At 36.1% G+C, this 21,058-nt stretch carries 26 protein-coding genes; 21 read left to right on the top strand and 5 right to left on the bottom strand.

Features of this window, described 5'->3' with window-relative positions; translation table 11 throughout:
• The first annotated feature begins 25 nt into the window (after positions 1 to 25).
• From ACFSAH_RS13560 to hxlB, 6 genes are all read left to right on the top strand, one after another.
• Entirely contained in the window at positions 26 to 934 is a 909-nt protein-coding gene (locus ACFSAH_RS13560) for a glycerophosphodiester phosphodiesterase family protein (protein ID WP_379663283.1), read from the top strand.
• Between the two features lie 194 nt (positions 935 to 1,128).
• Positions 1,129 to 2,409 (top strand): MFS transporter, encoded by a 1,281-nt coding sequence (locus ACFSAH_RS13555; RefSeq protein WP_379663282.1) that lies wholly within the window; start codon positions 1,129 to 1,131, stop codon positions 2,407 to 2,409.
• A 174-nt stretch (positions 2,410 to 2,583) separates the two neighbouring features.
• Positions 2,584 to 2,793, top strand: a complete 210-nt coding sequence (locus ACFSAH_RS13550; protein WP_379663281.1) for a hypothetical protein — start codon at positions 2,584 to 2,586, stop codon at positions 2,791 to 2,793.
• A gap of 60 nt (positions 2,794 to 2,853) precedes the next feature.
• Positions 2,854 to 3,285 carry a tail fiber domain-containing protein gene (locus ACFSAH_RS13545; protein WP_379663280.1) on the top strand — a complete coding sequence of 144 codons (432 nt, stop codon included), beginning with the start codon at positions 2,854 to 2,856 and terminating at the stop codon, positions 3,283 to 3,285.
• A gap of 97 nt (positions 3,286 to 3,382) precedes the next feature.
• Positions 3,383 to 4,210, top strand: a complete 828-nt coding sequence (gene purU, locus ACFSAH_RS13540; RefSeq protein WP_379663279.1) for a formyltetrahydrofolate deformylase — start codon at positions 3,383 to 3,385, stop codon at positions 4,208 to 4,210.
• A gap of 3 nt (positions 4,211 to 4,213) precedes the next feature.
• Positions 4,214 to 4,795 carry a 6-phospho-3-hexuloisomerase gene (hxlB, locus tag ACFSAH_RS13535; protein ID WP_379663278.1) on the top strand — a complete coding sequence of 194 codons (582 nt, stop codon included), beginning with the start codon at positions 4,214 to 4,216 and terminating at the stop codon, positions 4,793 to 4,795.
• A gap of 58 nt (positions 4,796 to 4,853) precedes the next feature.
• On the opposite strand, the gene ACFSAH_RS13530 is transcribed toward hxlB, so the two are convergent.
• A complete protein-coding gene (locus ACFSAH_RS13530) occupies positions 4,854 to 5,279 on the bottom strand; it encodes a hypothetical protein (protein WP_379663277.1) in 426 nt (141 codons plus the stop codon).
• A gap of 45 nt (positions 5,280 to 5,324) precedes the next feature.
• Positions 5,325 to 5,900 (bottom strand): phosphoribosylglycinamide formyltransferase, encoded by a 576-nt coding sequence (purN, locus tag ACFSAH_RS13525; protein WP_379663276.1) that lies wholly within the window; start codon positions 5,898 to 5,900, stop codon positions 5,325 to 5,327.
• Positions 5,901 to 6,296: 396 nt separating this feature from the next.
• Between purN and gdhA the strand changes: the two genes are divergently transcribed.
• Positions 6,297 to 7,637, top strand: a complete 1,341-nt coding sequence (gene gdhA / locus ACFSAH_RS13520) for an NADP-specific glutamate dehydrogenase (RefSeq protein ID WP_379663275.1) — start codon at positions 6,297 to 6,299, stop codon at positions 7,635 to 7,637.
• 60 nt (positions 7,638 to 7,697) lie between these two features.
• Here gdhA and ACFSAH_RS13515 read toward each other — a convergent pair whose 3' ends face one another.
• Positions 7,698 to 8,405, bottom strand: a complete 708-nt coding sequence (locus ACFSAH_RS13515; protein WP_379663274.1) for a class I SAM-dependent methyltransferase — start codon at positions 8,403 to 8,405, stop codon at positions 7,698 to 7,700.
• An 88-nt stretch (positions 8,406 to 8,493) separates the two neighbouring features.
• On the opposite strand from ACFSAH_RS13515, the gene ACFSAH_RS13510 reads away from it, so the two are divergent.
• The 5 genes from ACFSAH_RS13510 (at position 8,494) to rpsJ (ending at position 13,435) form a co-directional block, all read left to right on the top strand.
• Positions 8,494 to 9,375 (top strand): LysR family transcriptional regulator, encoded by an 882-nt coding sequence (locus ACFSAH_RS13510; RefSeq protein WP_379663273.1) that lies wholly within the window; start codon positions 8,494 to 8,496, stop codon positions 9,373 to 9,375.
• Positions 9,376 to 9,877: 502 nt separating this feature from the next.
• A complete protein-coding gene (rpsL, locus tag ACFSAH_RS13505) occupies positions 9,878 to 10,291 on the top strand; it encodes a 30S ribosomal protein S12 (protein ID WP_013633193.1) in 414 nt (137 codons plus the stop codon).
• A 19-nt stretch (positions 10,292 to 10,310) separates the two neighbouring features.
• Positions 10,311 to 10,778: a 30S ribosomal protein S7 gene (rpsG, locus tag ACFSAH_RS13500; RefSeq protein ID WP_013633192.1), complete on the top strand. Its 468-nt coding sequence runs from the start codon at positions 10,311 to 10,313 to the stop codon at positions 10,776 to 10,778.
• A gap of 110 nt (positions 10,779 to 10,888) precedes the next feature.
• Positions 10,889 to 13,000, top strand: a complete 2,112-nt coding sequence (gene fusA, locus ACFSAH_RS13495; RefSeq protein ID WP_379663371.1) for an elongation factor G — start codon at positions 10,889 to 10,891, stop codon at positions 12,998 to 13,000.
• Between the two features lie 129 nt (positions 13,001 to 13,129).
• Entirely contained in the window at positions 13,130 to 13,435 is a 306-nt protein-coding gene (gene rpsJ / locus ACFSAH_RS13490) for a 30S ribosomal protein S10 (protein WP_013633190.1), read from the top strand.
• 33 nt (positions 13,436 to 13,468) lie between these two features.
• Here the strand turns inward: rpsJ and ACFSAH_RS13485 are convergent, their stop codons facing one another.
• Complete coding sequence (locus ACFSAH_RS13485) at positions 13,469 to 13,936, bottom strand: hypothetical protein (RefSeq protein ID WP_379663272.1); 468 nt, start codon at positions 13,934 to 13,936, stop codon at positions 13,469 to 13,471.
• Positions 13,937 to 14,102: 166 nt separating this feature from the next.
• On the opposite strand from ACFSAH_RS13485, the gene ACFSAH_RS13480 reads away from it, so the two are divergent.
• On the top strand, positions 14,103 to 15,374 hold the full coding sequence (locus ACFSAH_RS13480; RefSeq protein WP_379663271.1) for a prephenate dehydrogenase/arogenate dehydrogenase family protein: 1,272 nt from the start codon (positions 14,103 to 14,105) through the stop codon (positions 15,372 to 15,374).
• A 503-nt stretch (positions 15,375 to 15,877) separates the two neighbouring features.
• Here the strand turns inward: ACFSAH_RS13480 and ACFSAH_RS13475 are convergent.
• Positions 15,878 to 16,474, bottom strand: coding sequence for a hypothetical protein (locus tag ACFSAH_RS13475; RefSeq protein WP_379663270.1), 597 nt, complete (start codon positions 16,472 to 16,474; stop codon positions 15,878 to 15,880).
• 298 nt (positions 16,475 to 16,772) lie between these two features.
• Between ACFSAH_RS13475 and rplC the strand changes: the two genes are divergently transcribed.
• Genes rplC through rplP form a run of 8 tightly spaced genes read left to right on the top strand, consistent with a single transcriptional unit; the run spans position 16,773 to position 21,021 of the window.
• Positions 16,773 to 17,390, top strand: coding sequence for a 50S ribosomal protein L3 (rplC, locus tag ACFSAH_RS13470; RefSeq protein WP_379663269.1), 618 nt, complete (start codon positions 16,773 to 16,775; stop codon positions 17,388 to 17,390).
• 1 nt (position 17,391) lies between these two features.
• Positions 17,392 to 18,021, top strand: a complete 630-nt coding sequence (gene rplD, locus ACFSAH_RS13465; protein WP_379663268.1) for a 50S ribosomal protein L4 — start codon at positions 17,392 to 17,394, stop codon at positions 18,019 to 18,021.
• A 1-nt stretch (position 18,022) separates the two neighbouring features.
• Positions 18,023 to 18,313, top strand: a complete 291-nt coding sequence (gene rplW / locus ACFSAH_RS13460; protein ID WP_379663267.1) for a 50S ribosomal protein L23 — start codon at positions 18,023 to 18,025, stop codon at positions 18,311 to 18,313.
• Positions 18,314 to 18,321: 8 nt separating this feature from the next.
• On the top strand, positions 18,322 to 19,146 hold the full coding sequence (rplB, locus tag ACFSAH_RS13455; RefSeq protein WP_379663266.1) for a 50S ribosomal protein L2: 825 nt from the start codon (positions 18,322 to 18,324) through the stop codon (positions 19,144 to 19,146).
• Entirely contained in the window at positions 19,146 to 19,412 is a 267-nt protein-coding gene (rpsS, locus tag ACFSAH_RS13450; protein ID WP_379663265.1) for a 30S ribosomal protein S19, read from the top strand. Before rplB ends, rpsS begins: the two co-directional genes overlap by 1 nt.
• A 7-nt stretch (positions 19,413 to 19,419) precedes the next feature.
• Complete coding sequence (gene rplV / locus ACFSAH_RS13445; protein WP_379663264.1) at positions 19,420 to 19,782, top strand: 50S ribosomal protein L22; 363 nt, start codon at positions 19,420 to 19,422, stop codon at positions 19,780 to 19,782.
• Between the two features lie 5 nt (positions 19,783 to 19,787).
• Complete coding sequence (gene rpsC, locus ACFSAH_RS13440) at positions 19,788 to 20,558, top strand: 30S ribosomal protein S3 (protein ID WP_379663263.1); 771 nt, start codon at positions 19,788 to 19,790, stop codon at positions 20,556 to 20,558.
• 40 nt (positions 20,559 to 20,598) lie between these two features.
• Positions 20,599 to 21,021 carry a 50S ribosomal protein L16 gene (rplP, locus tag ACFSAH_RS13435; RefSeq protein ID WP_379663262.1) on the top strand — a complete coding sequence of 141 codons (423 nt, stop codon included), beginning with the start codon at positions 20,599 to 20,601 and terminating at the stop codon, positions 21,019 to 21,021.
• Positions 21,022 to 21,058 lie beyond the last annotated feature (37 nt).

The following is a 21,058-nucleotide window of genomic DNA, read 5'->3' as shown; positions in this document are numbered from 1 at the left end:
TATTGATTAATCCCGAAAATTAAAAATGATGTTAAAGAGATTAAGTTTTAAGGTCGTTATATTATTGCTGTATTTCAGTCCATTGGCAATTTTTGCTCAAAACCATGTAGCAGAAACACGTCAAAAACTTTACGATAAAAAAGGAAAAGAAGTATTAGTCGTGTCCCATCGGGGAGATTGGCGGTATGCACCGGAAAATTCTATCCAGGCCATAGAAAACGCCATAAAACTGGGAGTAGATGTAGTAGAACTGGATATCCAGAAAACAAGGGACGGTCAGTTGATTCTGATGCATGATAAAACTCTGGACAGAACAACTACAGGAAAGGGAAAGGTAAGCGAATGGACCTTGGATTCCATCAGAACATTAAAGTTGAAAAATGGGATCGCTATCAAAACCATTCATAAGGTGCCTACACTGGAAGAAGCGTTATTAACGGCAAAGGGAAGGATCATGATCAACTTGGATAAAGCCTATGATGTTTTTGATGAAGTTTATGCCTTGTTGGAAAAAACAGGTACCACAGATCATATCATTATGAAAGGCACTGCGCCCGTACAAAAAGTAAAAGAGCAGTTTGGAAAATATCTGGATAAGGTGATTTACATGCCTATAGTCAATTTAGATAAACCCAATGCGCAGCAAATGATAGATGATTTTCTGAAGGAAATGCAGCCCATAGCATTCGAGCTGCTCTTTGTAAAAGATAGTAATCCTTTACCCAAGCAGCTATCAAAAACCTTACAGGGAAAATCTCTGATTTGGTACAACACGCTATGGGATACCATGGCTGGTGGGCATGATGATGATATGTCTTTAAAAGATCCGGATAAAGGTTATGGATATTTGGTTAAGGAATTAAACGCAAGGATTCTACAAACTGACAGACCACAATATCTGATAGACTATCTTAAACAAATCAAAAGAAAATAACAAGATTCCAAAATAGGTTGTTCGAAAAGTTTGTCATCCCCGAAGAATTCGGGGCAGGCTCTGACGATAGGAAGGATCTAAAACTGCTTTGAATATCTTTGCAGATAGATTCCTTCTGCCGTCGGAATGACAAAAACAACGGTAGCTACTACTACTTTTCAGACAGCCCTGTTTTATAAGCAGAATGTAAATATATGTTCACAGAAGAAGGACAAAAGAAACATTATAACAGATTAAAGTGGCAGGTATTTCTGTCGGCAACTATTGGTTATGGATTATATTATGTATGTCGGTTATGCCTAAATGTTATCAAAACACCGTTAGTAAAAGCGGGTATACTTACAGAAACAGAGTTGGGAATTATAGGTTCGGCATTGTTTTTTAGCTATGCAGTTGGCAAATTCGTTAATGGTTTTTTGGCTGATAGGGTAAACATCAGGAAATTTATGGCCTTAGGTCTGCTAGCCTCGGCACTGATATGTCTGAGTCTAGGTTTTACCTCTTCTTTCATAGCCTTTACAATACTTTGGGGTTTTAATGGTTGGTTTCAGAGTATGGGAGCTCCGTCCAGTGTGGTAGCTATAACCCGGTGGTTTAGTGATAAAGAGCGAGGAAGTTTCTACGGTTTTTGGAGTACCAGCCATAATATAGGAGAGAGCATTACTTTTATAGCAATAGCTTTTATTGTAACAACTGCAGGTTGGCAATGGGGTTTTTGGGGAGCAGGTTTGTTTGGAATAATAGGGGCGATCATTGTTTTTTCTTTTCTTCACGAAAGCCCTTATAATAAGGGAATCTCTATACTGGAAAAAAAAGATTCAGAGGTCAAAAACACAGTGTCTGTAACGGGGCAGCAACTGGAAGTATTGAAAAATCCATATATCTGGATATTGGCATTGTCCAGTTCTCTTATGTATATCAGTCGTTATGCAATCAATAGTTGGGGCATTTTTTATTTGGAAAATGCTAAAGGTTTTACAATAGTAGAAGCCAGTTCTATCATATCTGTTAGTTCTGTTTGTGGTATTATAGGAACGGTATTATCGGGTGTTATTTCGGATAAATTTTTTCGGGGAACCCGAAACATACCAGCGTTAATATTTGGTATATTGAATACCATAGGTATATCACTTTTTCTGTATGCACCAGAGGAAAGAACCTGGTTGTTTATTTTGGCCATGGTGATTTTTGGTATCTCTATAGGAGTGTTGATTTGCTTTTTAGGAGGATTAATGGCTGTAGATTTAGCTCCAAAGAAAGCATCTGGGGCTGCGTTGGGTGTAATAGGTATAGCTAGTTACGTGGGAGCGGGATTACAAGATATTCTTAGCGGAAGATTGATAGAAAGTGGTAAGAGTATGGAGAAAGGCTTGATTGTTTATGATTTTAGTATGGTATCTGTTTTTTGGATTACTTCTGCTACTTTGTCTTTTGTGTTAGCAACGTTTATATGGAAAGCAGGGAGTAAAAAGTAAATCGCCGATTTAGATTTTGAAATGGAAGAGAGCAGATTTTGATATGGAGGATTTTGGAATAATTTCAAAAAAAATATCTTTGTACAAAGCTATTTATGTATGTTTCGTATTTTGAGCCTTTTTTTATGTTTTATACTTCTGAACTTTCTTTTTATTGATAGTGTTAGATTGTCTGTGCATAAGAATGTTGAAGCGAAATATGCCATGGAAGATAACGAAACAGAAGAGGACAATGATGTCAGAAGATTTTATGAAGAAGACTTTATTGTAATTTCTATGCAGCACACTTCTGTAGAAAGGAAGGTGAAGAAAGGTAACTTCTTTTTCAACAAAGAATTGACAGACGTTTATATCAGTTTACATTGCCCTCCTCCAAATTGTTAGTTTAAATTTTGAGATTTACCGATGATTAACGCATCAGTTCAAACATTTAAATTAATAACAATGCAAAAGACAATTTTAAAATTATATTCAGTATTGGTGCTTGTATTCGTATTTCAAGTAGCAAAATCTCAATCTGTTAATGAAGAAGAGCTGAAAATAGAGGTAAGTAGGATTGAAAATTCTACTGTTAAGCTGAAAAATCTACAACCAGTAACTTTTAAATATAATGTAGATAAATACAGTTATTTGAAGCTGCCTACCGGAAATCAGTATGGTTTTATGGTAGAAAATGTGGAGCAGGTTTTTCCGGCTATGGTTTACGAATCTTCGATAATTCATAAATCTAATAAAGGAAGTGCTAAAGTGGCTAAATATAAAGACTTCAATAAAGATGATTTGATTCCTGTTTTGGTTGAGGCGCTCAAAGAACAGCAGGAACAGATAGATGCCTTAAAAAAAGAGCTACAGCAACTAAAATCTAAAAAAAGTTGAAATAAATAAGCAAGGCACCTGAAAGGGTGCTTTTTTGTTTGTTTACTTTGCAATGTGTGGATTTTGTTTAATTTAGGCACTTAAAATTTTACTGACAATGGTAATAGTTATACAGTGTAAGGATAGGGTAGGCTTGGTTGCGGAGATTTCTGGGGTAATGGCAAAATTTGGTATCAATATTCTAACCATGCGTGAATTTGTAGATACTTTAGAAAGTATGTTTTTTGCGAGGTTGGTTATTGAGTCCTTTGACGATTTACCATCTTTAGAAAAAGGTTTAAGAGCTGTTTTACCTGTGGATGCAAGTGTAAAGGTAAACCCCGAACCGGAAAAGAAAATTGTAGTACTGGTTACCAAAGAATACCATTGTTTGAGTGATATTCTGGTAAGAAACCATTTTAAAACCTTAGGAGCCAGTGTAGAGGCAGTGATAGGTAATTATCCAATGCTGGGCGACCTGTGCGAACGTTTTAATGTGCCTTTTCATTATATCACGCATGAGGATAAAGAAAAAATGGATTTTGAATGTGAAATTCAAGAGCAATTAGCTTTTTATCAATTCGATTATCTGGTACTGGCAAAATATATGCGCATAATATCTCCTGAATTTGTAGCCTCTTACCCAAATCAGATCATCAATATTCACCATTCATTTTTACCGGCATTTATAGGTGCAAGCCCATATAAGAGAGCTTTTCACCGTGGTGTTAAATTAATTGGTGCTACTGCGCATTTTGTGACAAATGATTTGGATGAGGGACCTATTATAGTACAACAGACTATTCCGGTTAACCATACCTATATGGTGTCTGATATGGTTAGAGCAGGAAAAGAAATAGAAACATCTGTTTTAGCAAAAGCTTTGCATCTGGTTTTTGAAGATCGGGTTTTTGTTTTTAATAATAAGACTATTGTTTTTGAATAAACTATGGAAACAGGCAGTTCAGATAGTATAGTTGTGTTGAAAGACAATTTGAAGATGATTCTGGAAGAGCATGTTCGGTTAATCAATAATCTGGAATATGAGGAGTTGTCTTTATTATTAGATTATATTCGGCAAGCCAACAATGTCTTTGTGAAAGGTGTTGGACGTTCTGGTCTGGCATTAAGTGGTTTTGCTATGCGCTTAATTCATTTAGGGTTTCGGGCAAGTATTGTTGGAGAAATTACTGCTCCTGCAATTTCTGATGGAGATTTATTGGTTGTTGCATCCGGATCTGGAAGTACGCATTCAGTAATTAAGGCTGCTCAAAAAGCCAAAGAACAGGGCGCCAAGGTAGTCTGTTATACTACTGATGCTGGTTCTGAATTATCCAAGATTTCAGATCTGACACTTGTTTTACCTGCTGCAAGTAAATATGATTATGAACAGGAAGTTTCTAAACAGTATGCAGGCACATTGTTTGAACAAGCTTTGTTGTTGGTTTGCGATGCTGTGTTTCATACTTTATGGCAAACTAGCAAGCAGGATGCACAGATGATGTTGAAGAGACATGCCAATTTAGAGTAAACCAGAGTATTTGGTGCCCTCTTGGGTTTTAAAATTGACGCTGTCTTCTTTTGTAGCTTTAATAATTACCCAAATTATTAACAGGTTTAACAGAAACGATACTATCAACAATAAATTCACTTTTACCTCTCCAGGGTAGTGGGTTCAGGTATTCTTTATAGTGTAGTTCTAGGTAAGAACCTGCATTGCTATTTAGTTTTTCGGCAACATTTTCATCAATAACCGAAAATCTGAATTCGTTAGAACCTACACCTCCAGCAGAACCAGGTCGAAAACCAGATTGTATCAACCTCCCTTCATAAGTTTTAAATACATATCCTTTTTTTACAAAGTAGTTAAGCTGTCCGGCTTTAACCCCTTCTCCAAAAACAAAATAATATCTATAATATAAGAAGGCTGCTAAGAATAGGATAAATATAGTTGCCAGATAAAAAAAGAGCTTTCCTCTTTTGTTTTTTTGAGGCTGAGGTTTGTTGTTTTCCATCTGTTATAGAATTTCAAAAAATAACATAAAAAGGTTCGAAAAGTTTTACTTCATTTTCTTGAGTAAGTTCTCTACAACTCTAGGGAAATGAGTGTGTTCTAATTGTTGCCCTTTAAATTTAACCATTTCCAGATCATCAGTAGGTTCAATCTTAAATCTACCCTGATAAATAATCTCTCCATCATCAAAATGCTCATTAACATAATGTATGGTAATGCCAGATTCGGTTTCTTTATTGCTAAGCACACTTTTGTGTACATGGTCTCCATACATACCTTTTCCGCCATAAGCTGGTAGTAAAGATGGATGGATATTGATGATCCTGTTAGGGAAAGCTTCAATAAGATTTTTTGGAATCAACCAAAGGAAGCCGGCAAGCACAATAAGATCTATTTCCAGATTTCTCAGTAAAGAAACGATTTCATCGGTATCTCTGAATTCGCTACGGTCAAAAATATGTGTAGGTATTTCAAAATTATCAGCCCTTTGTAATACATAAGCTTCGGGATTGTTGGTTAAAACAAGGGTTACCTCTGCTTCTTCATTGTTTTTAAAATGCTCCATTATTTTCTGGGCATTAGACCCGGATCCAGAAGCAAAAATTGCTATACGTTTCTTCAAAACTCTGTTTTTTTATTCAAATATATAATTAAGGTATATAAAACGGAAATATGAGAAAACATATAAAGAAAGAACCCGAAAGAGATCGTTTTTGTTGATAGTGGATCACATATTTTGAAAAATAGACGGTAGTCAGAACAAATATTAATTGATAAAACACATGATTTCTGTAATTTTTGATTGTGAAATGTAAATAAAGCTTTGTAATTATGTGAAATGGGGTGTTGTTTTTAGAATATAATTGCGAATATGTCAATTTGGAGGCGTTTAGAAAAGTTGAATTTGATAAAATTATAATAATTGATGTTTTTTGTGATTTTTATTTGATTTTATATCTGTCTTTGTTGATAAAATCGTATTTTTAGCGCACCAAAAAATAAATAACTGTATTAAGTCATGCTTGAAACAAACGATTCTTTAAACATCATCAAGGTAAGAAATGCTGCTGAGCCTGAATTTTTGCAGGCGGTTACAGAAGTAGCTGAGTCTGTTTTACCTTACATTGAAAAACATCCTATCTACAAAAACAATAAGATATTCGAAAGAATAGCTGAGCCGGAAAGAGTTATTATGTTTAGGGTGCCTTGGATTGATGATAAAGGAGAGATTCAAGTAAACAGAGGGTATCGTATACAAATGAACAGTGCAATTGGTCCATATAAAGGAGGTTTGCGTTTTCATCCATCTGTAACTTTAAGCGTTTTAAAATTCTTAGCTTTTGAGCAGGTTTTTAAAAACAGTTTAACAGGCTTGCCAATGGGCGGAGGTAAAGGTGGTTCTGATTTTGATCCAAAAGGAAAATCAGACAACGAAGTAATGCGTTTTTGCCAAAGTTTTATGACAGAGCTTTCTCGTCATATTGGAGCTAACTTAGATGTTCCTGCCGGAGATATTGGTGTTGGTAAAAGAGAAATTGGCTATTTATTCGGTCAATATAAAAGATTACAAAACGAGTTTACTGGTGTTTTAACCGGAAAAAGTCTCGAGTGGGGTGGTAGCCAAATTAGACCGGAAGCAACGGGTTACGGTTTGGTTTATTTTGTAGAAGAGATTTTTAAAACACAAGGAAAGCAACTGTTGGGTAAAACTGTTGTTATTTCTGGTTCTGGAAACGTAGCTCAATTTGCGGCAGAAAAATGTATTCAACAAGGAGCTAAAGTGTTGACTATGTCAGATTCTGCGGGTTTTATCTATGATCCGGAAGGTATAGATTTAGCTAAATTGGCTTATATCAAAAATTTGAAAGATAATTTAAGAGGTAGAATTAAAGAATATATTTCCGAATATCCATCTGCTCAATATTTTGACGGTGAAAAACCTTGGGGTATTAAATGTGATATCGCCTTACCAAATGCAACTCAAAATGAATTGAACGGTGAGGATGCTAAGAAACTAATTGCCAACGGATGTTTCTGTGTGGCTGAAGGTGCTAATATGCCATGTACTCCGGAAGCGGTTCATGAGTTTAATAGTGCTAAAGTTTTCTATGCTCCAGGAAAAGCTGCTAATGCTGGTGGGGTTGCAGTTTCTGGTTTAGAGATGGCACAGAACTCTTTACGTTATAACTGGACAAGAGAAAAAGTTGATGCTAAATTGAAAGAAATTATGCATGACATCCATTCTATCTGTGTAAAATATGGCACAGAAGAAGATGGGCATGTGAATTACGAAAAAGGTGCTAACATAGGTGGCTTTGTTAAAGTTGCTGATGCAATGATAGCACAAGGAGTTGTATAATCAATCAACTGTACCATAAATTAAAGAAGGCTTTCCGAATTATTCCGGAAAGCCTTTTTTTTATTTAATTGCGCCAAAAGCTGCAAAGCAGGAATTTTTATGCAATATTTCTATGTGTCTGAAGCCTACTTTTTTTAAAAGATCTGTTTGAAAAGTGACTGATCTTGGACTGTCTTCTTTTGCTATATAATCAAGAACACTCTTTTTGTATTCTTTACCTCCAAGTTTTTCAAGAAATTCTCCGTAGCTTTTTTCAAATAGTTGTTGTATAAGTGGTGTATCATGTGTGATGAGGTCGCATATCCAAAAACTACCATTGGGTTTTAAGGAACGATAGATTTTATTGAATACAATATCCCAATCGTCGTCTGTTCTCAAATGATGCAAGACGGCTCCGGCCAAAACAACATCATATTCATGTTCTCTCAGTGATACTTCTAAAATATCTCCCTGTATAGTAGTGATGTGCCCTGTTGTTAATTTTTCTATTCTTTCTGTGGCTTTATTGAGCATGGGAAGGCTAAGGTCTATTAAAGTGCAATCCATATTTGGAAGCTTTTGTAGTGCTTTAACTGTGTAGTTACCGGCTCCGCAACCTATGTCTAATATTTTTTTTGCCGTTGGGATAGTTGTCTGTGCGGCATCCGTAATGAGTTCTAAACATAGTTTAGCGTCGATTACAGTTTGTTGTCCTGTGTCCAAATTCGAGAAGCGCTCAACATCATGGTCAAATCTCTCTCTGATTTCTTCTATAGTTGATTTTTTCATTGTGTGATGATTTTCTCAAACTTAAGATCTTGTGTGATACTTTAAAAATACTTATTTTGTATTATTGTGAGTCTTTTTGGGTATCAATATGGAGTTGAGACATTTGCTTTATTTTAAAACAGTAGCTGAAGAATTGCATTTTCGTAAAGCAGCAAGTAAGTTATTTGTATCGCAGCCACCTTTGAGCAGGCAGATTAAAGAATTGGAGGAGGAGCTTGGTGTAGTGCTTTTTGACCGAAATAATAAAAAGGTGAAGTTGACCGATGCAGGTATTTATTTCAAAAAACAGGTTGATGAGTTATTTGAGAGCCTATCTGAAAGTAAAAATATTGTGAGACAAATTCATGATTCGATTAGTGGAGAGTTGAGGATAGGGTATATTAGCTCTACCTTTCACGATCATCTGATAGAAGTACTGAAAGAGATGTCTACGTTTTTTCCTTACGTAAAAACAAAGCTTTATGAAATTCCGTCAATAAAGCAGCTTGCCGCCTTGGAGGCGGGCAAGCTGGATTTGGGGATTATCAGAGGACCGGTATATTCAGAGAAATTGGAAGTGAGGCATCTATTTACAGATCCCTTTGTTCTGGTAGGTTCAGATTTGTTAAGCGAGAAAGATCCTTTGGCACTAAAACAATATCTGCAAAATAAACCCTTTGTGTTTTTTAATCAGGATTATGCGCCTCATTTTTATGATAAATTATTGGAAATATGTAGTAGAATAGGCTTTGTGCCTGAAGTAGTGCATGAAGCAAATAATGTACACTCTATACTACAATTGGTTGAAAAAGGAATGGGAGTGTCTATTTTACCCGTCTCATCTATTGTACCTCATAAACATCTAAAACTATGTTTTACGCTTTTAGATATGGATTTTATTACTACAGAAGTGGTAATAGTAACCAATGGGGCTGCTGAACATACTGCTGTAAAATGGTTTGTAGATAAATATGCCGAAAGGTTTAGCTAATTGTTGCTGTAATTTAAATATACGGTATAATAAAAAGCAAAGGTCTTTCGTTATTAAAATAGAAAGACCTTTTGCTGTTTTTTTGCCAGTATTAAAACTGTTAGGTTAATTAGATGAATCTAATGCCTTTGTGTTTTGCTGTAGGCATGTTTTTGATGTTTAGATGTATGCAGTTTTTCCCAAATACTATGTCGTATATCTGACAGTAACAAGCTTGTTACTTATTAAAACTTTTTAAAGTATATATAGAGTTGAAGATTCAGATTTAAGGAAACTTCTTGTGGGTATAATATAGTTTTGAAGCAAAAGGGTGGGCTGTATTTTGATGAAATGATACCAATCGGTATGATTGTGTTTTTTGCAGTTCAACCTTTTTTGAAAAAACCTTTTGTATCCTATTGAAAATCAAAAATAAAAATATACCTTTGCATTCCTTTTTATTTAAGGCGTAAAGTCTTCTGTTAAAGGAATATTAACAAAAAAACAAAAATAGAACTATTTAATGCCAACCATTCAACAATTAGTTAGGAAAGGTAGAGTAGCTCTGGAGGACAAAAGTAAATCTCCAGCGTTGGACAACTGTCCACAGCGAAGAGGCGTATGTACACGTGTATATACTACTACCCCTAAAAAACCAAATTCGGCAATGCGTAAAGTTGCCCGTGTTCGTTTAACCAATGGAAAAGAGGTGAATGCCTATATCCCTGGAGAAGGACACAATCTGCAAGAACACTCTATCGTGTTGGTTCGCGGAGGTAGGGTAAAAGACTTACCAGGTGTTCGTTACCACATCGTACGTGGTGCGTTAGATACAGCTGGTGTTGCTGGAAGAAATCAACGTCGTTCTAAATACGGAACTAAGAGACCTAAACCAGGACAAGCGGCAGCAGCTCCAGCAAAAGGTAAAAAGAAATAATTAAACGGAGGACAAGAACATGAGAAAATCGAAACCAAAAAAGAGAATCATCCTGCCTGATCCAAAGTTTAATGACACCTTGGTTACCAGGTTTGTGAACAATATGATGTATGACGGTAAAAAATCTATCGCATACGATATTTTCTACAAAGCAATTGAAATTGTAGAAACAAAAACAAGCGAAAACGGTTTAGAGCAATGGAAAAAAGCTTTAAATAATGTAATGCCAGGAGTAGAGGTTAAATCACGTCGTGTAGGTGGTGCTAACTTCCAGGTACCTACAGAGGTAAGACCTGAGCGTAAAATTGCTTTAGGTATTAAGTGGTTAATTACTTACTCTAGAAAACGTGGTGAGAAAACCATGATGGAAAAATTAGCAGGAGAAATTATCTCTGCAGCTAAAGGAGAAGGTGCAGCAGTTAAGAAAAGAGAAGACACTCATAAGATGGCAGAAGCTAACAAAGCTTTCTCTCACTTCAGATTCTAATTTTAACTGAAATGAATTGATAAAAAGATAAGACACCGATATCAGTTATTCTAAAATTGATAATCGGTGTTTTATTTTCAGATCCAAATCTGAGATATAACAATCATAAAATGGCAAGAGATTTAAAATTCACAAGAAATATTGGTATTGCTGCTCACATCGATGCAGGTAAGACCACTACTACAGAGCGTATCCTTTTTTATTCTGGTGTAAACCATAAGTTGGGTGAAACCCACGAAGGTTCGGCTACAACAGACTGGATGGCTCAAGAGCAAGAGCGTGGTATTACAATTACTTCTGCTGCGGTTACAGTAGACTGGAACTACAGAGGTCAGAAATATCACATGAACATCATTGATACACCGGGACACGTTGACTTTACTGTAGAGGTAAATCGTTCATTACGTGTTTTAGACGGATTAGTGTTCTTGTTTTCTGCGGTTGATGGTGTTGAGCCTCAATCTGAAACTAACTGGAGACTTGCAGACAACTACAAAGTTCCACGTTTAGGTTTCGTTAATAAAATGGACCGTTCTGGTGCAGACTTCTTGAAAGTTTGTAAACAAGTTAAAGAAATGTTAGGTTCTGAGGCTGTAGCATTGCAATTGCCTATCGGTTCAGAAGATGATTTCAAAGGTGTTGTTGACTTAATCAATAACAGAGGTATTGTTTGGAATGAGTCTGATAAAGGTATGACTTTTACAGAAGTGCCTATTCCTGATGATATGTTGGATGAGGTTGCTGAATACCGTGAGAAATTATTGGAAGCAGTAGCAGGTTACGATGAGTCATTAATGGAGAAATTCTTTGAAGATCCAAACTCATTAACTGAGCGCGAAATATTGAATGCTTTACGTGCAGCAGTTTTAGATAATTCAATCGTTCCTATGGTTTGTGGTTCATCTTTCAAAAACAAAGGTGTTCAAACCATGCTTGACTTCGTGATGGAGTTATTACCTTCACCTTTAGATATTGATGCTGTTAATGGTATAGATCCACGTACAGAACAAGAAATAACTCGTAAACCAGATGCTAACGAGCCTTTCGCTGCTTTAGGTTTTAAAATTGCAACTGACCCTTTCGTAGGTCGTTTGTGTTTCATCAGAGCTTATTCTGGTAAACTAGATGCAGGTTCATACGTATTGAACACTCGTTCAGGAAACAAAGAGCGTATTTCTCGTATTTTCCAAATGCATGCTAACAAGCAAAATCCTATCCCTTTTATTGAGGCTGGTGATATTGGTGCGGTAGTAGGTTTTAAAGATATCAAAACAGGGGATACATTATGTGATGAGAAAAATCCTATTGTTTTAGAGTCAATGAAATTCCCTGAGCCGGTTATCGGTTTAGCAATTGAGCCGAAAACTCAGGCTGATGTTGATAAATTAGGTATTGCTTTAGGTAAATTAGCAGAGGAAGATCCTACTTTCGTTGTTAAAACTGACGAAGATACAGGTCAAACAGTAATTTCAGGTATGGGTGAGCTTCACTTAGATATCCTGATAGACCGTTTGAGACGTGAATTTAAAGTAGAAGTTAATCAAGGAGCTCCTCAGGTTGCTTATAAAGAGTCTATCCAAGGAACTACTGAACATAGAGAGGTTTATAAAAAACAATCTGGTGGTCGTGGTAAATTCGCAGATATCAAAGTTGTTATCTCTCCGGTAGACGAAGATTGGGATGCTACTAAGAGTCCTTTACAGTTTGTGAACGAAATCGTTGGAGGGTCTATTCCGAAAGAATATATTCCATCTGTACAAAAAGGTTTCGAGTCTTCTTTAGCAAATGGTGTATTGGCTGGTTATCCATTGTCAGGAATGAAAGTTCGTTTAATCGATGGTTCTTTCCACGCGGTTGACTCTGACTCTCTATCTTTTGAATTAGCTGCTAGAATGGCATTCCGTGAAGCTTTACCAAAATGTTCTCCAATATTAATGGAGCCTATCATGAAGGTAGAAGTGTTAACACCAGAAGAAAACATGGGTGATGTTATGGGTGACTTGAACCGTCGTCGTGGTCAAATGCAAGGATTAGACTCTAGAAATGGAGCTCAGGTAATCAAAGCATTGGTTCCGCTTTCAGAGATGTTCGGTTATGTGACTCAATTACGTACCATTACTTCAGGTAGAGCAACTTCAACAATGGAGTTTGATCACTATGAAGGTGCGCCAAGAAACATTCAGGATGAAGTTATAGCTAAAGTAAAAGGAGCTAAAGCTTAAAACTATAAGTTTAGAGTAGAAAGTTTAAAGCAGCTTTGTGCGCTTTTACTTTCTACTTTAAGTAAGTAAATAAGATAAATCCGGTTTGCGTTACAAATAGCTCTAACGTGAACCATAATTAAAAACAAAATGAGCCAAAGAATCAGAATTAAATTAAAATCTTACGATTACAATTTAGTAGATAAATCTGCTGAGAAAATCGTAAAAACTGTAAAGCCTACAGGTGCAGTAGTTAGTGGTCCAATTCCTCTTCCTACAGAGAAAAAAATCTATACTGTATTGCGTTCACCACACGTAAATAAGAAAGCAAGAGAGCAATTTCAATTGTGTTCTTACAAAAGATTGTTGGATATTTACAGTGCTTCAGCTAAAACTGTTGATGCTCTAATGAAATTAGAATTACCTTCAGGTGTTGAAGTAGAAATTAAAGTGTGATTNTTTTTTATTGAATGTGTTTTTCTAAATCTTTTAGAAAGTAAATCTAACACCTAAGCCTATATCACCTCCCCAAAAACCAGTACTAGGAGTGAGTTCCAAAGCAGGAACCCAGTCAAGAGAAATGTTGATAGGCGCACCGTTGAATTTGTAATCTAAACCTAAAACACCATTAGCGGCCAGGTAAAAATCACCATCATAACCTTTAACTTTATAAGAGCCAAGAGATGCACCACCACCATAGTACCAATTTAAGCCATTAGCACCATTGATAGGGTTATATACTTCATACAAACCAGTAACTCTAACCCAGTTGCTTCCGCTATTGCTTCTGAAATTACCAATTAATTCCAGCATGCCTTTATTATTTAATCCTGTTTTAAAACTTATACCATTAGCAGCACCAAAACGACCTCCGATAGCATTTTTGTAATCTTGCGCCGATACTTGTGATAAAGACAAGGTAAAAAGGGCAGTAAATAAAAGAAAAACTTTTTTCATAATTTGTGTTGTTTATATATGAGGTTTCCATAACAGAAACTGTGCCACTAATCTGTTTTTGAAAAGGTTTGTCAGTCTATTGTCTTTTAAAAATTGATTATCAGTGTATTAATTTTATTGTTATAAAAAATAAAGACCAATTTACTTTTTGCTATTTTTACGCAACATGAATATCGGAATTATTGGGTTGGGTGATATGGGGAAACTTTATGCCATAAAGTTTGCCGAACAGGGCCTGACTGTATATGGCTGCGATTTACCTGAAAAGCAAGAGGCTTTGCAAAAAGAATTGCAGGGGAAAAATATAACTGTTTTAAAGGACGGTAGTGAAGTGTCTAAGCTGGCAGATTTTATTTTTTATGCTGTAGAGGCTGAAAAGATAGGAGAGGTAGTTGCTGCCTGTGCATTTTTTACAAAGCCTAATGCATTGGTAACGGGTATGACTTCTGTGAAAACGCCGGAGATTGATGCTTTTGAAAAATATCTCCCTAAGGAAACATCTCTTTTAATAACGCATTCTTTGCATGGACCTGGTTTTAGAACAGAGGGACAAAAACTGATTATTGCGCCGCATCGTATTACTCCTGAGAAGTATGAAGAAGCTAAAGGGGTCTTAGCAAAGTTGGAATCAGAAATTATAGAATTGGAAGATTATCACCAGCATGATCGTATCATGGCGGATACCCAGGCATTAACCCACATGGGGTTTGAGAGTATGGGGACCGCCTGGAAGAATGCAGGCTATTATCCCTGGAATAATGGGGCATATGTTAGCGGTATTGATAATGTGAAAATTTTGACTACCCTACGAATATATAGTTATAAGTCGCATGTGTATGCCGGGTTGGCTATTTTGAACCCATACGCTCAGGAGCAGATCAGTGCTTATGCAAAATCGGAATCTGAATTATTTAAAATGATGATTCAAGAGGATGAAGAAGCATTTAGAAAAAGGATATATGCAGCAAAGAAGTTTGTTTTTCATGGACAAACTAATTTGATGTTGTTTGATGACGAGATTATGCGCGAGTTTAGTCTGGGAGATAATCAGGCTTTAGCTAAATCTAATTCTCATTTGAGTTTATTGGCTATGGTAGATGCCTGGTATTCGTTGAGAATTAATCCCTATGAGAATTTGGTGGGACAAACACCTCCTTTTAAACTGCGACTTGGTATTGTAGAGTATTTGTTTAAAAATGAAGAATTGTTAGAAGATACCATTAGGGCTGCATTGTATGATAAAAGTATTAGAGGGGATGATTTGGAATTTCATACTGCTGTTAGGGAATGGGCCTCTATTATTAAATACAAAGATATGGAAGGGTATAAAAATCATTTTAACGAAACTAAAGATTTTTTTAAAGACCTTTTGGAGCATGGAAGATTGCAGAGTGCGGAACTGATTAAAAGATTGAGTTCTGGCAAAGCGGATATCTAATATTCTTACCGAAACTTTGTAAATAAAAGTTTGTGTTAGAATGAGAAGGGTGTCATTTGAATATAAGAGGAGAAATCTGTTAGTAATAAGAGTGAGTACAGTATTTTTGTTAACTTTTGTCACTTATTCGAAAGCATTCGGCTGTATGATTTTACCAGTTTAAGATAAAATAAGTAATCTCTAAAATCAGTTGAGAGTTCTAATAACTAAAGAAGCTTCATCCTTCGTTAAGAGAAGCTTTAGAGATGTGTTAGAGATGCTTCAAGGTTTGAAGAAGTAAGGTTATCTGCTGATAGCTATGTACTATACAATAAATGTCAGTATTTAGTTTTGTAGATTATTCCAAATTATACTAAACAAGATAATCGATATTTTTTGTTAGGATAAGTATTTTAATGAGTGCAGAAAAATAAATGATTTTGACACAGATTTCTCTTTCAGCTGCTTTATTTGTTGCAATTCAACTATAATAATAGAGTAAAACTGCAATTTGTTATTGCAGCTTATCGTATATTATGTTCGGCTAGTTTATTTCTTTCGTCCTGTAGTTCTCTCGCTAATTTTTTCTCATTTTCATGAGATCGGGTTTTGAAGGTTTTATATTCCTTGCAGATTTCATCATATAAAAAAGATTTTTCTTTGGCTGTTGTTTTGGAATGTTTATTCCATATATATATAATTATGCATATTATAAGTAAAATAGCTATGATGGAAAAACAGATAATATTATATAAGGATTTGTTCATTCCAATAAATCCCAGAAAATATATCTCATCTACACTTTGTTTAGCATGTATAAGCTCTGTGTTTTTTCTCTCAAGTTCTTGTTTGAGTTTTTGTATATCAGTATTCTTCTGATTAATGGTTTTAAGCTCACTCGCAATTTTATGGTCTTTTATATTGAGGGTATCTAGACTGTTTTTCCAGAGGCTGTTGAAACTGGATTTTTTGATGACTTTGTAGTTCTGGTAATCATTAGATTGCTCAAAAACTTGTTTGAATTGGTTGTTTATGTTGTTATTAGTGATTTCCTGCCCTTTTGCAACTACTGATAAATAGAGGAAAAGTATAGACATCAGTAGGTGTTTGAATGTTCTCATTTAATAGGTTTTAAAAAGTTAACAATATATTTTTAACCTTATTAATGAGAGATTATTGTGTGGTTGGTTAGAAAAAATAAATTAAACTGAAAAGTTCTTCCAAAAAAGCAGGTTAAAAAGGGAGGAAAAAGGGTTGGATTATCCTGTTGAAAAAAAATACTATAAAAAAATAAAAATAGATAGCTAAGTGTTTGATTATTAATAATCGTTTCTTATCTTTGCCGTCCCTTTTGGGATAAGTGTGTCCACCTTGAACGAAGCCCTACTGCTTCGATGGGTGATTAATTTAAAAAAAGAAATGTCAGGAATTATTGGAAAAAAAGTAGGAATGACCAGTATTTTCGATGCAGAAGGAAAGAATATTCCTTGTACTGTAATCGAGGCTGGGCCTTGTGTTGTAACACAAGTTAAAACCGTCGAGAATGATGGCTATGCTGCTGTACAGTTGGCTTACGACGAGAAAAAGGAGAAAAACACTACGGCTCCATTGAAAGGTCATTTTGCGAAAGCGGGTACTACTCCTAAACGTAAAGTTGTGGAATTTAAGTACTTCGAAACAGAAAAGACTTTAGGTGAAGTTGTTGATGTGACTCTTTTTGGAGAAGGAGACTATGTTGATGTAGTTGGTACTTCAAAAGGTAAAGGTTTTCAGGGGGTTGTAAAACGTCATGGTTTTGCGGGTGTGGGTATGCAAACTCACGGTCAGCATAACCGTATGAGAGCGCCAGGTTCATTAGGAGCTGCTTCTTATCCTTCAAAAGTATTTAAAGGAATGAGAATGGCCGGAAGAACAGGTGGTTCAAGAGTGAAAGTCCAAAACTTGCAAATCGTTAAAGTTTTTGCTGAGCAAAATTTATTAGTAGTTAGCGGTTCTATCCCGGGAGCTAAAGGTTCGTACGTATTAATTGAGAAGTAAGATGGAAGTTAAAGTATTAAACATCTCAGGTAAAGAAACAGGTGCCAAGGTGCAACTTCCTGAGGGAATCTTTGGTATTGAGCCTAACGATCATGCTATCTACTTAGACGTGAAACAATACTTGGCTAACCAACGTCAAGGTACTCACAAAGCTAAGCAGCGTAATGAAATTGCTGGTTCGACCAGAAAATTGTACAAACAAAAAGGTACAGGTGGTGCCAGAGCTGGATCTATCAAGTCTCCATTATTCAATGGTGGAGGTAGAATTTTTGGTCCGCAACCACGTGACTATAGTTTTAAACTAAACAAAAAATTAAAAGAGCTTGCTCGTAAATCAGCTTTATCATATAAAGCTCAGAGTAACAGTGTTTTAGTTTTGGAAGATTTTAACTTTGAAACTCCTAAGACTAAGAATTTCGTAGGCTTGTTAAATGCATTGAACTTCGCTGATGAGAAAACATTAGTAGTATTGGCAGAAGGAAACCAAAACGTTTATTTATCAAGCAGAAACTTAGCTAAAACTAAAGTTGTTACAGCTGCTGATTTAAATACTTATGATGTATTAAATGCGGCAAAACTAGTATTGACAACAGGTTCTGTTAAATCATTAGAGGAGGCATTAGCAAAGTAATATGGAAATTCTAAAAAAACCAGTGCTTACAGAAAAAGCCGCTCTGTTAACTGAAAAATTGAATCGTTACACTTTTCAGTGTGATTACAGAGCTAACAAAATCCAAATTAAATCTGCTGTAGAAGCAATGTTTGGAGTAACTGTAGCTGCAGTAAATACACAAGTTGTAGTTGGTAAAAATAAAACCAGATCAACTAAAACTGGAATTGTACAAGGTAGAGTAGCTAAATACAAAAAAGCTATCGTAACCTTAAAAGAAGGCGAAACTATTGACTTTTATAGCAATATTTAAATTAAATCATGGGCTTAAGAAAATTTAAACCAGTAACTCCAGGTACCCGTTTCAGAATCGGTGCTGATTTCAGTGAAATCACTACCAGAATTCCTGAAAAATCTCTTGTTGTGAAAGCAAAGAAATCAGGTGGCCGTAACAGTGCTGGTAAAATGACTATGCGTTATGTCGGTGGGGGACACAAGCAATTGTACCGACTAATAGATTTCAAACGCGACAAGAAAGACATCCCCGCAAAAGTAGCAACAATAGAGTATGACCCAAATCGTACTGCCCGTATTGCATTGTTGCATTATGTTGATGGAGAAAAAAGATATATTATTGCTCCAGAAGGTATCCAAGTTGGACAAACTGTGATATCTGGCGATAATGCTACTCCAGAAATTGGAAATACTTTGTCATTATCAAAAATTCCTTTGGGTTCAATTATTCATAATATTGAATTGAAACCAGGAAGAGGTGGTCAGATAGCAAGAAGTGCAGGATCTTATGCACAATTGGCTGCTAGAGAAGGCAAGTATGCTACTATTAAATTACCTTCTGGTGAAACACGTTTAATCCTGGTTACTTGTACAGCAACAATCGGATCCGTATCTAATTCAGATCATGCTAATGAAGTATTAGGTAAAGCAGGAAGAAAACGCTGGTTAGGTCGCCGTCCTAGAGTTAGAGGTGTAGCTATGAACCCGGTAGATCACCCTATGGGAGGTGGTGAGGGTAGATCATCAGGTGGTCACCCACGTTCTAGAAAAGGATTGTTAGCTAAAGGCTACAAAACTCGCGACAAAAAGAAATACTCAGATCGTTTCATCGTTGAAAGGAGGAAGAAATAATGGCTCGTTCGATTAAAAAAGGACCTTATATTGACCATAACTTAGATAAGAAAGTTAATGTTATGAATGATTCAGGCAAGAGAACTGTAATCAAAACTTGGTCAAGAAGATCAATGATTTCTCCGGATTTCGTAGGTCACACATTCGCAGTACACAACGGAAATAAATTCATTCCGGTTTATGTAACCGAAAACATGGTTGGTCATAAATTAGGTGAGTTTGCTCCAACCAGAACATTTAGAGGTCACGCAGACAAGAAAAGATAATTAAGAAATGGAAGCAATAGCAAAATTAAATAATTGCCCTACTTCGCCTCGCAAAATGAGACTGGTTGTAGATTTAATCAGAGGCGAACGTGTAGAAAAGGCTTTATATATTTTAAAATTTACCAATAAAGAAGCAGCTGGTAAAGTTCATAAATTATTACTTTCTGCCATCAAAAATTGGGAATCAAAAAATGAGGGACAAAGTACAGAAGATGTTCAATTGTTCGTTAAATCTGTCTCAGTAGATGGAGGTCGTCAATTGAAACGTTTAAGACCAGCACCTCAAGGTCGTGGATATAGAATTCGTAAGCGTTCAAACCACGTTACCATAGTAGTAGATAGCAAAAACGTTAACCCTCAAACTAACTAACAGAAATGGGACAAAAAGCTAATCCAATCGGGAATAGATTAGGAATCATCAGAGGATGGGATTCTAACTGGTTCGGAGGTAACAACTACTCTGATAAATTAGTTGAGGACGAAAAGATTCGTAAATACCTTTCAGTACGTGTTGCTAAAGGTGGTGTTTCTAAAGTTGTTATCGAAAGAACTTTAAAGCGTATCACTGTAACTATCCATACTGCTCGTCCGGGTATCGTTATCGGTAAAGGAGGATCAGAAGTTGATAAGATCAAAGAAGAGCTTAAAAAGTTAACTAAGAAAGATGTTCAAATCAATATTTTTGAGATTAAACGTCCGGAATTAGATGCAAAATTAGTTGCTGACGGTGTAGCTAAGCAATTAGAGGCTCGTATCTCTTTCAGAAGAGCAATGAAAACCTCTATCGCTTCAACCATGAGAATGGGCGCTGAAGGTATCAAGATTATGTGCTCAGGCCGTTTAGGTGGTGCAGAGATGGCTCGTTCTGAACAATACAAAGAAGGTAGAATTCCATTGCATACATTCAGAGCAGATATCGATTACGCTTTAGGTGAAGCATTGACTACTTACGGTAAAATCGGTATCAAAGTATGGATCTGCAAAGGTGAAGTTTACGGTAAAAGAGATCTTTCTCCTAATATCGGCGCTAACACCGGAAAAGGTGGAAAATCTGAAGGATCATCTAACTTTGCTCCAAGAGGTGACAGAAAAGGTGGAAACAACCGTGGTGGTGGAAATCATCGTGGAGGAAAAGGAAAAAGATAATCCAGTAAACACTATCGTTTAACGATTAAAGAAAAAAGTAATGTTACAGCCAAAAAGAACGAAGTTCAGAAAAATGCAGAAGGGCAGAATGAAAGGCCTTGCCACTCGTGGCGCTGAGCTTGCATTCGGTTCATTCGGAATAAAATCAATGGAAGAGTGCTGGATAACCAGCCGCCAAATTGAAGCTGCCCGTATTGCGGTAACACGTTTTATGAAACGTGAAGGACAGGTTTGGATCCGTATCTTCCCAGACAAACCGGTTACTAAAAAACCAGCAGAGGTTCGTATGGGTAAAGGTAAAGGTGCTCCTGAATATTGGGTTGCAGTAGTAAGACCAGGTAGAATCCTTTTCGAAGCAGAAGGTGTGCCTTACGAAATTGCAAAAGAGGCATTGCGTCTAGCAGCTCAAAAGCTTCCGGTGCAAACTAAATTTGTAGTTCGTAGAGACTACGTAGAAGCATAAAACCAGTTTTTAGTTTTTTTTGTTGGCCGTTACCTAA

Origin of the sequence: Pseudopedobacter beijingensis (assembly GCF_042678145.1) — a bacterium.
Taxonomy (GTDB): Bacteria; Bacteroidota; Bacteroidia; order Sphingobacteriales; family Sphingobacteriaceae; genus Pseudopedobacter; species Pseudopedobacter beijingensis.
This window is presented reverse-complemented; position numbering and strand designations above follow the sequence as displayed.

What these genes read in the sequence shown, in the direction of transcription:
- rplP (WP_379663262.1), top strand. Translation starts at nt 20,599, where the DNA reads ATGTTACAGCCAAAAAGAACGAAGTTCAGAAAAATGCAGAAGGGCAGA.
- ACFSAH_RS13545 (WP_379663280.1), top strand. Translation starts at nt 2,854, where the DNA reads ATGCAAAAGACAATTTTAAAATTATATTCAGTATTGGTGCTTGTATTC.
- rplB (WP_379663266.1), top strand. Translation starts at nt 18,322, where the DNA reads ATGGGCTTAAGAAAATTTAAACCAGTAACTCCAGGTACCCGTTTCAGA.
- rpsC (WP_379663263.1), top strand. Translation starts at nt 19,788, where the DNA reads ATGGGACAAAAAGCTAATCCAATCGGGAATAGATTAGGAATCATCAGA.
- rplV (WP_379663264.1), top strand. Translation starts at nt 19,420, where the DNA reads ATGGAAGCAATAGCAAAATTAAATAATTGCCCTACTTCGCCTCGCAAA.
- rpsJ (WP_013633190.1), top strand. Translation starts at nt 13,130, where the DNA reads ATGAGCCAAAGAATCAGAATTAAATTAAAATCTTACGATTACAATTTA.
- ACFSAH_RS13515 (WP_379663274.1), bottom strand. Translation starts at nt 8,405, where the DNA reads ATGAAAAAATCAACTATAGAAGAAATCAGAGAGAGATTTGACCATGAT.
- rpsS (WP_379663265.1), top strand. Translation starts at nt 19,146, where the DNA reads ATGGCTCGTTCGATTAAAAAAGGACCTTATATTGACCATAACTTAGAT.
- fusA (WP_379663371.1), top strand. Translation starts at nt 10,889, where the DNA reads ATGGCAAGAGATTTAAAATTCACAAGAAATATTGGTATTGCTGCTCAC.
- ACFSAH_RS13560 (WP_379663283.1), top strand. Translation starts at nt 26, where the DNA reads ATGATGTTAAAGAGATTAAGTTTTAAGGTCGTTATATTATTGCTGTAT.
- gdhA (WP_379663275.1), top strand. Translation starts at nt 6,297, where the DNA reads ATGCTTGAAACAAACGATTCTTTAAACATCATCAAGGTAAGAAATGCT.
- hxlB (WP_379663278.1), top strand. Translation starts at nt 4,214, where the DNA reads ATGGAAACAGGCAGTTCAGATAGTATAGTTGTGTTGAAAGACAATTTG.
- rplC (WP_379663269.1), top strand. Translation starts at nt 16,773, where the DNA reads ATGTCAGGAATTATTGGAAAAAAAGTAGGAATGACCAGTATTTTCGAT.
- purU (WP_379663279.1), top strand. Translation starts at nt 3,383, where the DNA reads ATGGTAATAGTTATACAGTGTAAGGATAGGGTAGGCTTGGTTGCGGAG.
- ACFSAH_RS13475 (WP_379663270.1), bottom strand. Translation starts at nt 16,474, where the DNA reads ATGAGAACATTCAAACACCTACTGATGTCTATACTTTTCCTCTATTTA.
- ACFSAH_RS13555 (WP_379663282.1), top strand. Translation starts at nt 1,129, where the DNA reads ATGTTCACAGAAGAAGGACAAAAGAAACATTATAACAGATTAAAGTGG.
- ACFSAH_RS13480 (WP_379663271.1), top strand. Translation starts at nt 14,103, where the DNA reads ATGAATATCGGAATTATTGGGTTGGGTGATATGGGGAAACTTTATGCC.
- rplW (WP_379663267.1), top strand. Translation starts at nt 18,023, where the DNA reads ATGGAAATTCTAAAAAAACCAGTGCTTACAGAAAAAGCCGCTCTGTTA.
- ACFSAH_RS13485 (WP_379663272.1), bottom strand. Translation starts at nt 13,936, where the DNA reads ATGAAAAAAGTTTTTCTTTTATTTACTGCCCTTTTTACCTTGTCTTTA.
- ACFSAH_RS13510 (WP_379663273.1), top strand. Translation starts at nt 8,494, where the DNA reads ATGGAGTTGAGACATTTGCTTTATTTTAAAACAGTAGCTGAAGAATTG.
- rpsL (WP_013633193.1), top strand. Translation starts at nt 9,878, where the DNA reads ATGCCAACCATTCAACAATTAGTTAGGAAAGGTAGAGTAGCTCTGGAG.
- rplD (WP_379663268.1), top strand. Translation starts at nt 17,392, where the DNA reads ATGGAAGTTAAAGTATTAAACATCTCAGGTAAAGAAACAGGTGCCAAG.
- rpsG (WP_013633192.1), top strand. Translation starts at nt 10,311, where the DNA reads ATGAGAAAATCGAAACCAAAAAAGAGAATCATCCTGCCTGATCCAAAG.
- ACFSAH_RS13530 (WP_379663277.1), bottom strand. Translation starts at nt 5,279, where the DNA reads ATGGAAAACAACAAACCTCAGCCTCAAAAAAACAAAAGAGGAAAGCTC.